12 protein-coding genes are annotated in these 11476 nt (G+C 68.6%); 5 read left to right on the top strand and 7 right to left on the bottom strand.

The genetic code is table 11. The features are described from left to right. The 3 genes from ABE485_RS26480 to ABE485_RS26470 all read right to left on the bottom strand — a co-directional run. On the bottom strand, positions 1-1644 hold a 1644-nt coding region (locus ABE485_RS26480; RefSeq protein WP_346518223.1), incomplete at its 3' end, for an AAA family ATPase. Continuing rightward, positions 1641-2768, bottom strand: a complete 1128-nt coding sequence (locus ABE485_RS26475; RefSeq protein ID WP_346518222.1) for a metallophosphoesterase family protein — start codon at positions 2766-2768, stop codon at positions 1641-1643. The genes ABE485_RS26480 and ABE485_RS26475, both read right to left, overlap by 4 nt. Positions 2769-2836: 68 nt before the next feature. Further along, entirely contained in the window at positions 2837-4138 is a 1302-nt protein-coding gene (locus ABE485_RS26470) for a D-amino acid dehydrogenase (protein WP_346518221.1), read from the bottom strand. Between the two features lie 136 nt (positions 4139-4274). Here ABE485_RS26470 and ABE485_RS26465 point away from each other — a divergent pair, with 136 nt between their 5' ends. From ABE485_RS26465 to ABE485_RS26450, 4 genes are all read left to right on the top strand, one after another. Beyond that, positions 4275-4742, top strand: coding sequence for a winged helix-turn-helix transcriptional regulator (locus tag ABE485_RS26465; protein ID WP_057282994.1), 468 nt, complete (start codon positions 4275-4277; stop codon positions 4740-4742). A gap of 147 nt (positions 4743-4889) precedes the next feature. Continuing rightward, positions 4890-5570 carry a DUF502 domain-containing protein gene (locus ABE485_RS26460; RefSeq protein WP_346518220.1) on the top strand — a complete coding sequence of 227 codons (681 nt, stop codon included), beginning with the start codon at positions 4890-4892 and terminating at the stop codon, positions 5568-5570. A gap of 23 nt (positions 5571-5593) precedes the next feature. Beyond that, positions 5594-5836 (top strand): RNA-binding S4 domain-containing protein, encoded by a 243-nt coding sequence (locus ABE485_RS26455; protein WP_346518219.1) that lies wholly within the window; start codon positions 5594-5596, stop codon positions 5834-5836. 21 nt (positions 5837-5857) lie between these two features. Further along, positions 5858-6433: a restriction endonuclease gene (locus tag ABE485_RS26450; RefSeq protein ID WP_346518218.1), complete on the top strand. Its 576-nt coding sequence runs from the start codon at positions 5858-5860 to the stop codon at positions 6431-6433. A gap of 15 nt (positions 6434-6448) precedes the next feature. On the opposite strand, the gene ABE485_RS26445 is transcribed toward ABE485_RS26450, so the two are convergent. Next, on the bottom strand, positions 6449-6829 hold the full coding sequence (locus ABE485_RS26445; protein WP_346518217.1) for a nuclear transport factor 2 family protein: 381 nt from the start codon (positions 6827-6829) through the stop codon (positions 6449-6451). Between the two features lie 73 nt (positions 6830-6902). On the opposite strand from ABE485_RS26445, the gene ABE485_RS26440 reads away from it, so the two are divergent. Beyond that, complete coding sequence (locus tag ABE485_RS26440) at positions 6903-7280, top strand: DUF2784 domain-containing protein (RefSeq protein ID WP_346518216.1); 378 nt, start codon at positions 6903-6905, stop codon at positions 7278-7280. Positions 7281-7292: 12 nt separating this feature from the next. Here the strand turns inward: ABE485_RS26440 and ABE485_RS26435 are convergent, their stop codons facing one another. From ABE485_RS26435 to ABE485_RS26425, 3 genes are all read right to left on the bottom strand, one after another. Then, on the bottom strand, positions 7293-8420 hold the full coding sequence (locus ABE485_RS26435) for an acyl-CoA dehydrogenase family protein (RefSeq protein WP_346518215.1): 1128 nt from the start codon (positions 8418-8420) through the stop codon (positions 7293-7295). 179 nt (positions 8421-8599) lie between these two features. Next, a complete protein-coding gene (locus ABE485_RS26430; RefSeq protein ID WP_346518214.1) occupies positions 8600-10420 on the bottom strand; it encodes a glycoside hydrolase family 15 protein in 1821 nt (606 codons plus the stop codon). A gap of 7 nt (positions 10421-10427) precedes the next feature. Then, complete coding sequence (locus ABE485_RS26425; protein ID WP_346518213.1) at positions 10428-11249, bottom strand: glucose 1-dehydrogenase; 822 nt, start codon at positions 11247-11249, stop codon at positions 10428-10430. Positions 11250-11476 lie beyond the last annotated feature (227 nt).

Below are 11476 nucleotides of genomic sequence, written 5' to 3'. Positions count from 1 at the left end.
GCGCGCCAGCGCTTCTTCGCGCTGGTTGCGCAAGGCCTCGACGCCCTTGGGCGCAAGGATGCCCAGCGTCTTGCGCATGGCTTCGAGCTCCCGCGACAGCGTGCTGTAGCGCGCGTGGCGCTGTTCGGCCTCGGCCAGCGTGGCCACGCCCGCGCGCTTGAGCAGTGCGGCGCAGCCCGCCTCGGCCCGCGCCAGGTCGCGCTGCAATGCGGGCAGGTCCTGCCCGCCCGGCTCGATCTGGAACCGGCCGACGCCGGGCACGTCCAGCTCGGCCGCGGCCGTCAGCAGGACCTCGCCGTTGCCGGTGTATGCCTTGCCGTCCAGCAGCGCCTGCTGGCCGGCGTTAAGGTCGAAGCGCAACCGCGTGGCGATGGCCTGCTGCTGCAATTGCAGGTTGCCGAGTTCCCGCCCGGCCTTGCGCAGGGCCTCGATCTCCGCGTCGGAAATCTCCAGGCGCAGGGTCTCGGCCTTCAGCGCGGAGCCCTGCTCGATCAGGACCGCGACCTCTTTCAGGGCGCCGTCCAGACGCTCGATCTCGGGACGAAGCTGAGCGAGCTGCCGGTCCAGGTCGCGCCGGTCTGCCAGGGCCTGCACCGCCGCCACGCGCCCGCGCGCGGCCTCCACGGTGGCGGCATGCGCCTGGCGCTGCTGCTGGGCGCGCGCCAGGGGCTCCTGCGCGGCCTGCACATGGGCGCGCGCGGCCCGCGCGTCGCGCATCAGCGCCTGGAATTCGGTTTCGTCCTGCTGGTCGCGCCGAACCTGGTCTTGCAGCAGGGCCAGGGTCTGTGCGGCCTGGGTTTGCTCGCGCTGCAGGCCGTCGAACGCCTCCCGCTCCTTGGCCAGCGCCGCCAGCCGGGCGCGGGCCTGCGCGGCCTTGGACTCGAAGTCCTTCCAGGGTTCCGCGGCCTGGGCGCGTTCGTGGTCGCGGCGCAGTTCGGCCAGCCGGTCCACGTCCGCATCGAGCTGCGCCATGGCCTGCGCGCACTCGTCGCGTTCGGCGCCGGCGCGCGCCAGCGCGTCCTCGGCCTCTTTGTAGCTGCCCTTGGGACGTCCATTGCGCGCGTCCAGCAAGGCCGCGCGTTCCGACGAAACGCGCTCGAACAGGCGATCGCCGTCGCCCGACGCAAGCTCACCGGACAGCTGCGTCAGCGCGTCGCGCAGATGCACGCCCGCGTGGCCCGCGGCCTCCTGCAGGTTCTGGCCGTCGCCCTGCTGGATCCACAACAGCCCGGGGATGCCGGCCAGGTCCGGCTTGCTCTGGCCGCGTCCGGACAGCTCGAAGCCGAGCAAGGCGGCGAGCGCGTTCTCGGCTTCTTCTCCGTCCAGCCGCTGCGCGCCGTCGTCGATCAGCAGTTCGCAGCGCGCGCGCGACAGGAATTGCTTCTTCAGCACGTAGCCGTGGCCGGCGTGGGTGAACGCCAGTTCGACGCTGGGGCGCGCGCCCGATTCGCCGCGCGGCGCCAGGTCCGCCACCTTGCTGGTGCTGTAGCGTTCCAGGAAGGCGGCGCGTATGGCGGTGGCGACCGTGCTCTTGCCGGCCTCGTTCGGGCCGACGAACAGGTTCAGGCCGTCTTGCAAGCCGTCCAGCGCCAGGGGCTGGCGAAACTTGCGAAATTCTTCCAGGACGATGCGGGTGAGCTTCATTTGGCGGCTCCCGGCGCGACGCTTTCACGCTGGAACCGCAGCAGCAGCCGCAGGGCCTCCCCCGCCACGGCGGACTGCGCCGCATCGCCCTGCAGGGCCTGCAATTGCGCGGCAACCTCGCCCACGTAACCGCTGGCGCGCAGTTCGGCGAGGTCCGCTTCGTCGGGTTCGAGACGCAGGCCGGACAGATCCGGCAGCAGCGCCCGCACCTGCGCGGCAGTCTGGTCCACCGCCCGCTGCAGGGCCTCCCAGGTTTCCATGTTGACGTGGCCCTGCACGTCCAGGCGCAGCACGTCCTCGGCCCGCAGCGCCGCCATGCGGTCGGCCAGCGCCTGCGCATCGGTGGGCAGGCTGAGCGTTTCGGTCCAGGCCGACCAGCGGTACTTGCCCACGGCCACACGCTCGACCTCGGGCGCGGCGCCGGGGGCCGCGATGCGCACGTCCAGCACATGGCCCGGCTCGTTGCCGCGAAAACGGTCCTGCTCCGGCGTGCCGGCATACCAGGTGCGTTCGTCGATGGACAGGCAGCCGTGCCAGTCGCCCAGCGCCAGGTAGTCCAGGCGCGCGCGCGCCGCGCGGTCCGGCGCAATGGGATTGGTGGCGTCGACGGTGTCGGGCAGGCGGCCCGCCACGCTGCCGTGGGCCAGTCCCACCCGCACCCGGCCGGCGGCGGATTCGAGGGCGTCGAAGGCCTGCGTGACGTCGTCGTAGGTATGGCGCTGCGTCAGCGGAGCGGCGAGCACGGCCAGATTGGCCTGCGCCAGGTCGACGACGCCGGTGCGCAGGGGAATGTGGACGTTGGCGGGGATGCAGCCCAGCTGCATCGCGCGGCTCCAGACGCTGTCGGCCAGCGCGGCGTCGTGGTTACCGGCGATCATCACCCAGGGCCCGGCGTAAGGCGCCATGGCGGCGAACAGGCGGCGGATGCTGCGGTCGGACACGCCTTGCGTATCGAACACGTCGCCGGCCACCAGCACCGCGTCCACGCCGCGCTCGGCGGCCAGGGCGGCGATGCGCGCCACGACGTCAAAGCGCGCCTCGGCCAGCATGGCGGCGTCGTCGGTTTCAAACTGGCCGTACTGTCGGCCGATCTGCCAGTCGGCAGTATGCAGGAAATGGGTCATGCGGCGATTTTGGCACAGAGAGAAGGAAGCCTTCTCGCTGTGCGTGCCCGCCGCGTCCGGCCCGGCGCTCAGGCGCCCTTGCCGCCCAGCACCAGCGGCTGACTGGCGGCGGCGCCGCGCTCGTAGCGCGACAGGCCGAGGCCGTCGGTGCGAATCGCGGGACGCTGGCCCATGACCAGGTCGGCCACCAGCTTGCCGGAGCCGCAAGCCATGGTCCAGCCCAGCGTGCCGTGGCCGGTGTTCAGGTACAGGTTGCCGTAGCGGGTGGCCCCGACGATCGGCGTGCTGTCCGGCGTCATCGGACGCAGCCCGGTCCAGAACTCGGCTTGGGCCACATGGCCGCTGCCCGGGAACAGGTCGTTCACGACCAGTTCCAGCGTCTTGCGGCGGGCGTCCTTCAGGCGCAGGTCGAAGCCGGAAAGCTCGGCCATGCCGCCCACGCGGATGCGCTTGTCGAAGCGCGTCACCGCGATCTTGTAGGTTTCGTCCAGGATGGTCGAGACCGGCGCGGCGGACTCGTCCTTCATGGGGATCGTGAGCGAATAGCCCTTGACCGGATACACCGGCAGGTCCAGGCCCAGGGGCTCCAGGAAGCCGCGCGTGTAGCTGCCAAAGGCCGCCACGTAGCGGTCCGCCTTGAGCACGTCGTTGCCGACCCGCACGCCGGTGATCTGGCCGCCGGCGGTGTCCAGGCCCGCCACGGTCTGGTTGTAGCGGAAGTCGACGCCCAGGGCGGCGGCCATCTCGGCCAGGCGGCGCGTGAACAGCTGACAGTCGCCGGTTTCATCGTTGGGCAGGCGCAGACCGCCCGAAAGCTTGTGGGCGGAATTGGCCAGCGCCGGCTCGGCCGTGACGAGGCGGTGGCGGTCCAGCAGTTCGTACGGGACGCCGACTTCTTCCAGCACGGCGATGTCGCGGCGCGCGGCTTCCATCTGGGCGTCCGTGCGGAACAGCTGCAGGGTGCCGCGGGTGCGCTCTTCGTAGTGGATGCCGGTGGATGCGCGCAGTTCGCGCAGGCAGTCGCGGCTGTATTCGGCCAGGCGCAGCATGCGTTCCTTGTTGACCGTGTAGCGTTCCGCCGAGCAGTTGGCCAGCATGGCGGCCATCCATTTCAGCTGATACAGGCTGCCGTCCAGGCGGATCGCCAGCGGCGCATGCTTCTGGAACAGCCACTTGACCGCCTTGAGCGGAATGCCGGGCGCGGCCCAGGGCGTGGAATAGCCGGGCGACACCTGTCCGGCGTTGGCGTAGCTGGTCTCCTGCGCCGCGGCCGGCTGGCGGTCCAGCACGGTCACTTTGGCGCCCTGGCGGGCCAGGTAATAGGCGGTGGTGGTGCCGATGACGCCGCTGCCGAGGACGATCACATGCATGATTCTTTCCAGTGGTTGGTTTTGTACAGGAATTTCGGTAGTCTATTGGCCCCTGAGCAGTGAAAAACACTGAAGATTTTGCTTTGCCAGTGCTTTTTCTCGGGCCTGCCCCGTTTTTTGACCGGCGGAAGTGGAAATGCGCGACCTAGACCGTATCGACCTGAAAATCCTGGAAATCCTGCAGCGCGAAGGCCGCATTTCGGTCACCGAACTGGCCGAGCGCGTGAGCCTTTCCGCCACCCCGTGTTCGGACCGCGTCAAGCGCATGGAGCGCGAGGGCGTCATCACGGGTTACCATGCCCGCGTCAACCCGGCGGCGCTGGGCAAGAACCTGCTCGTCTTCCTGGAAATCAAGTTGTCGGCCAAGTCGGGCGACGTCTTCGACAAGGTCAAGAAAGAACTGCTGTACGTGCCCGAAGTGATGGAATGCCACCTGGTGTCGGGCGATTTCGACTATCTGGTCAAGGCCCGGCTGACCGAAATGAACGAGTACCGCCGCCTCCTGGGCGAAATCCTCAAGCGTCTGCCCGCGTCCGCCGAATCGCGCAGCTACGTGGTCATGGAGGAAATCAAGGAGACCCTGTTCCTGCCTGTGGACCGCTAGCCCTGTTCACACTAAAACAGGACAAGCGCCCCCGGCCGGCCCTGCGGCCCGGCCGGTTTGTTACCAGAACGACTTGCGACGGCTGCTATGCTGCGGCCCTCCGGCGAGTTATTGCACTCGTCCGACCCCATTTTTTTGCTCTTGCCTATGACCCGTCTCTATAAATACTTTTTCCGTGGCCTGATCACCGTCCTGCCGCTGGCGTTGACCATCTACCTGCTTTATCTGTTCCTGGCCTGGACCGAAGGCGTCGCGCTGACCTTCCTGCGCCCCTTCATCGGCGGCTTCTACGTGCCCGGCATGGGCCTGGCGCTGGGCATCCTGGGCATCCTGGCGATCGGCTACCTGGTGTCCAAGGAACGCGTGCAGCGCTTCCTGACGGTGGTGGAAATGCCCTTCACCAACCTGCCGGTGGTCAAGAGCATCTATTCCTCGCTCAAGAGCTTTGCCGACTATTTCTCGCCCAGCTCCAAGAACACCGCCCAGCAGGTCGTCATCCTGCGCGTGCCGGGCCAGCAGCTGGAACTGGTGGGCCTGGTCACGCGCCGCAGCATGGACGGCCTGCCCGAAGGCTTCACCCAGGGCGATCGCGTTGCCGTGTACCTGCCGATGGGGTACATGATCGGGGGCTACACGGTCTTTGTTCCGCAGGACTGGGTGCAACCCATCCAGATGTCCGTCGAGGAAGCGATGCGTTCGTCGCTGATCGCCTGGATGGCCCGCGCCGAAACCAACAACCGCCCCGCCCCGCCGGCCGGTCCGCCCGCGCCCGCGGACCAGCCGTCTGCCCCCGGCAATCCCGGCAACTCCGGCAACGGCCCCGCCTGACCCGATCGACCGTTACACGCATCATGCCCATCATCGAATTCACGCTTGCCGAAGGCAGCCCCTATATTGAAATCAATCAGCTGCTCAAGGCCACCGGCGTCTGCGACAGCGGCGGCATGGGCAAGATGCTCGTGGCCGAAGGCCAGGTCAGCGTGGGCGGCGTGGTCGAAACGCGCAAGACCGCCAAGATCCGCGATGGCCAGATCGTGACCTGCGGCGACGTGCGCATCGTGGTGCGCGCGTTCGACGCCGGCGACGCGGCCTGACCCCAACCGCCGCGAGCCGCCATGAAACTCAAGATGTCCCAGAATTCCATCTTCGCGGTGCTGCTGCGTTCACCGTGGTGGATGAGCGCCGGCGTGGCGCTGTTGCTGTGCGTGCTGGGCTTTGCCGCGCTGCCGCTGGAGTATGCCGCGATGGGCGTTTTTGCCGCGGTGCCGTTTGCCGTGATTTCGATCATGGCCGCCTACAAGCAACTGCGCGCGCCGTCTCCGGCGCGCGTGCAGGCCGTCACCGAGGCCGCGGCAGCCATGTCGTGGGCGGAGTTCTCGCGCACCGTGGAAGCCGGCTTCCGGCGCGACGGATGCGAAGTCGAACGCCTGCAGGCGCCCGGCGCCGACTTTGCGCTCAGCAAGGACGGCCACGTCGCCATCGTCAGCGCCAAGCGCTGGAAGGCCGCAAGGAACGGCGTGGAGCCGCTGCGCGAACTGCAGGCCGTGCGCGAGAAGCGCGGCGCCCGCGAAGCCATCTACATCGCGCTGGGCGACGTGTCCGACAACGCGATCCAGTACGCGAAGTCGCAAGGCGTGTCGCTGATGACGGCGCCCGAACTGTCCAAGCTGTTGAAGGACCTCAAGGCCTGAACGGCCCTTGCGGCGTCAGACCACCATCACCGAACTAGCCGCGATCACGCGCCACGTTCCGGTGTCCGCATCCGTCGCCCAGGTGCGCATGAAGCGGAACAGGCCATTGGCCGGCACGCCGTTGTAGCTGCCGGCGATGCGGGCCAGCACCGACACCACCGCGCAATCGCCGCGCGGCAGGATGCACTGCTCGGACAGATCCAGCGCGTGGATCTTCAGCAGGCCGGATCGGTGCGTGTCCAGGTCGTCCTCGCGCGTGACCGTCCAGCCCATGTGATTGACGAACAGCAGGCCGGGGTCGAGCAAGGCCTCCAGCGCCGCGATGTCCGACGCCAGCATGGCCTGGCGCAGCCGTTCCTCGGCTTCCTGGATGCCGGCGGTGATGGGGGGATGCATGGCGTTCTCCACGGGAGTATCTTGGTTGGTCAGGGACGCCCGCATTCTATTCGGTCCCAGAAAGAGAAACCCGATGACCTATCACCTCCTTGCCGACCTGGTGCTCGTCGCGCACGGCCTGTTTGTCGCATTCGTGATGTTTGGCGGCCTGCTGGCGCTGTGGAAGCCGCGGGTCGCCTACCTGCACCTGCCCGCGCTGGCCTGGGGCGCCATGGTGATCGGCATGGGATGGATATGCCCGCTGACCCCGCTGGAGGTATCGCTGCGCGAACGCGCCGGCCAGGAAGGCTATGCCGGCGGCTTCATCGAGCACTATGTGATGGGCCTCATCTATCCCGAGGGCATCACGCGGACCACGCAAATGGTGCTGGCCGCGCTGCTGATCGCGGGCAACATCGCGGTCTATGCACTGTGGGCGCGCCGCCGCGCCCAAACCCGCCGCCCCGCCTGATCCCGCAGCGGCCTACAGGCCGCGCGCGATCACCAGGCGCTGGATGTCGCTGGTGCCTTCGTAGATCTGGCAGACGCGCACGTCGCGATAGATGCGCTCGACCGGGAAGTCTTTCAGGTAGCCATAGCCGCCCAGCGTCTGGATCGCCGCGGAGCAGACCTTTTCAGCCATTTCGGAGGCGAACAGCTTGGCCATCGAGGCCTCCGTCAAGGCCGGCCGGCCCGCCTCGCGCAGGGCCGCGGCATGCAGCACCATCTGTCGCGCGGCGTGGATCTGCGTGGCCATGTCGGCCAGCCTGAACGAAACGGCCTGGTGCTCGATGATGGGCTTGCCGAAGGCCTGGCGGTCGCGTGCGTAGTCGCGCGCGCATTCGAAGGCCGCGCGCGCCATGCCGACCGATTGCGAGGCAATGCCGATGCGCCCGCCCTCCAGGTTGGACAGCGCGATTTTGTAGCCTTCGCCTTCCGCGCCCAGCCGCCAGGCGGCCGGGATGCGCATGTCCTCGAACGCGATCTGGCAGGTGTCGGACGCATGCTGGCCCAGCTTGTCTTCCACCCTGAGTACCTTGTAGCCCGGGGTGTCGGTGGGCACGATGAACGCGGAGATGCCGCGCTTGCCGGCGTCGGGGTCGGTAACCGCGAACACGATCACGGTCTGGCCGCTGCGCCCCGAGGTGATGAACTGCTTGGCGCCGTTGAGGACGTAGTCGTCGCCGTCGCGACGCGCGCGGGTGTGCAGGCTGCTGGCGTCCGATCCTGCTTGCGGCTCGGTCAGCGCGAACGCGCCGATATGCTCGCCCCGGGCCAGCGGCCGCAGGAATTGTTCTTTCTGGGCGTCGGTCCCGAACTTGAGGATGGGCATGCAGCCCACCGAGTTGTGCACGCTCATGATGGTGGAACACGCGCCGCTGCCCGCGGCGATCTCTTCCAGCGCCACGGCATACGACATGTAGCCGCTGTCGTTGCCGTCCCAGGCTTCCGGCACCAGCATGCCGAAGAAGCCCAGTTGCGCCATCTCGGCGATGGCGTCCGCGGGATACTGGTGTTCGCGGTCCCAGCGTTCGGCGTTGGGCGCCAGGCGCTCCTGCGCAAACCGGCGCGCCATTTCCTGGACGCTTTGCTGTTCGTCGGTCAAAAGCATGCCTGTCTCTCCTGGGGCGGCGCGCGCGCGAGGCGTCGCGGCGCGCTCTTTGTGTCGTATGCAGGATTGGCGCCCGCATGAGGCGCCGCATGATTGCGAGAATACACCGGCGCCGGACCGCCGCGGGGCGGGTAAGAAACGGCAGAGCCGGCCGGGTGCGGCCGGCTAGGTGCGGCCGGCTAGGTGCGCGGCGCGTCCTGCTCGGCGCGCTGCTGGGCCGGCCCCATGGCCCGGCTCAGGTTGTAGGCGGTGTTCACCAGGCCGATGTGCGAAAACCCCTGCGGGAAGTTGCCGATCAGCCGCTGCCGGACGACGTCGTATTCCTCCGACAGCAGGCCCAAGTCGTTGCGCAGCGCCAGCAGCCGGTCGAACAGGCGTTCCGCGTCGCCCAGGCGGCCGAGCATCACATAGGCGTCGGCCAGCCAGAAGCTGCAGGCGAGGAACACGCCTTCCTCGCCCTCCAGCCCGTCGTCGGTATGCTCGGTCGAGTAGCGGCGCAGCAGGCCGCCGTGCAGCAGCTCGCGTTCGATCGCATGGACGGTGCCGGCCACGCGCGGGTCGTTGGCGGGCAGGAAGCCCACCTGCGGAATCAGCAGCAGGCTGGCGTCCAGCGCCCGCGATCCGTAGCTCTGGACGAAGCAGCCGCGCGCGCTGTCGTAGCCGCGCTCGCAGATATCCTTGCGGATCCGCTCGCGCAGCCGCCGCCACGCGTCCACGGGCCCCTTCAGCCCCCAGCGCTCGCATGCCTTGACCGCGCGGTCGAACGCTACCCAGCACATCAGCCGCGAATGCGTGAAGGCCCGCCGCTCGCCCCGCACCTCCCAGATGCCGTGGTCGAGCTCGCGCCACCGGTTCTCCAGCGGCTTGAGCAGCACATTCTGCAAGCGCCACGCTTCGGCCAGGGGCGCCAGGTCCGCGACGCGGGCGGCATACAGGGTCTCGATGAGTTCGCCGTAGATGTCGAGCTGGCTCTGCCCCGCCGCCCCGTTGCCGCGGCGCACCGGCAGGCTGCCCTCGTACCCCGGCAGCCACGGAATCTCCAGCTCGGGCAGCCAGCGTTCGCCGGCAATGCCGTACATGATCTGCAGCTGATCGGGATGCCCGGCCACCGCCCGCAGCAGCCACTGGCGCCAGGCTTCGGCCTCTTCGCGATAGCCGGCATTCAGCAAGGCATACAGCGTGAGCGCCGAGTCCCGCAGCCAGCAGTGGCGGTAGTCCCAATTGCGGCTGCCGCCCAGCAGTTCGGGCAGCGACGTCGTCGGCGCCGCGATGATCCCGCCGGTGGGCTGGAACGTCAGCAGCTTCAGAGTGATCAGCGACCGCACCACCGCCTCGCGCCGGCCGTCTCCCGGCCCGTCCCAATGGCAGCGCTTGGACCATTCCTGCCACCAGGATATGGTCCGGTCCATGCTTTCGACACGGTCGGGCACGAAGCGCGGCGTGCGGTGCGAGCGATGGTACGACAGCGTGAACGGCACCACCCGCCCCGGATGCAGGGCGAAGCGCGCGGTCGTCTTCAGGTCGTGGCCCTCGAGTTCGATGGGCGTGTGAAGTTCGACCGCGTCCGGCCCGGCGATGGCATTCAGCCCGTAGTCGCGCCGGCGCACCCACGGCACGCTCTGGCCATAGTTGAAGCGCAGCACCAGCTCCATGTCCATCTGCACGTGCCCGGACTCGCCGCGCACGATGCGCACCACGTCCACGCGCTCGTCGTCGTCGCTGAGCGGCATGAAGTCGTACAGCAGCACCGACCCCGTCCGGGTTTCGTAGCGGGTTTCCAGCACGGCGGTATCGGGCACGTAGCGGCGCGAGGTTGCGCGGATCTTGCCGTGCGGCGCGATGAGCCAGCGGCCGTGGCTCTCGTCGCCCAGCAGCGCCGCAAAGCACGCGGGCGAATCGAAATGCGGCAGGCAGAGCCAGTCGATCGACCCGTCGCGCGCCACCAGCGCGGCGGACAGCATGTTGCCGATGAGACCGTAGTCTTCCAGGGGTTTGGACATGCCGGCCTCAGCCCGCGCCGCGGAATTCGGGGTATAGCGTCATCCCGCCGTCCACGAAGAGCGTGGTGCCGGTGACGTAGTCGGACGCATCGCCGGCCAGCCATACGGCCGCCCGCGCGATGTCTTCCGGTTCGCCGATGCGGCCGTAGGGAATGAGTTCCAGCAGCTTGGCCAGCGCTTCCGGGGTGTCCCACGCGGGCTGATTGATGGCGGTGCGGATGGCGCCTGGCGCGATGGAATTGACCCGGATGCGGTCCGGCGCCAGCTCCTGCGCCAGCGACTTCATCAGCATGGATATCCCGCCCTTGGAAGCGGCGTAGTTCACCTGGAAAGCCCAGGGAATCACCTCGTGGACCGAACTGATGAAGAGGATGTTGCCCGCGGACAGGTTCTGCCGGGCGGGATCCGGCGGCTGCGACCTGAACGCCCTGGCCGCCGCCCGCGCACACAGGAAATGGCCCGTCAGGTTCACGTCAATCACGCGTTGCCAGTCGGCCAGCGACATGTCGGCCACCGGCGACGGATGCTCGACGCCCGCGTTGTTGACCAGGATGTCCACCCGCCCGAAATGCTGCACCGCCTGCGCGAACAGATGATCGACGTCGGGTTCGCGGCTGATGTCGGCCGCCGCCGCCACCGCCGTGCCGCCGTTGCGCTGGATGGCTTCGACCACCACCGCGGCCCGGGCCTGGGAATCGCCCCCGGCGCGATGGTTCACCACCACCCGCGCCCCCGCCTGCGCCAGGCCGATCGCGGTGGCCCGCCCGATGCCTGAAGACGCGCCCGTCACCACGGCCACCCGGCCGCGTAGTTCCGTCGTGTGCTGCATGCCAGCCTCCTTGGCGGCCGGCGCTTGCGGGCGGCCGCCCGTGTCGAGGATTTCAGGGTAGTCCCGGCCCGGGGCCCGGCGCAACCCGGCTCGCCGGGCGCCCGCTTCTTGCAGCAAGCCCTGTTCCGCGCCGCGCGCCGCACATACGAAACATCATAAGTTGCGTAATGCGACACATCGCCCTATCATGCAACTTACGAAGTAACGAATATCCGACAGAAAGGACC

The organism is Achromobacter spanius, from assembly GCF_039673305.1.
GTDB lineage: Bacteria > Pseudomonadota > Gammaproteobacteria > Burkholderiales > Burkholderiaceae_B > Achromobacter > Achromobacter spanius_F.
This window is presented reverse-complemented; position numbering and strand designations above follow the sequence as displayed.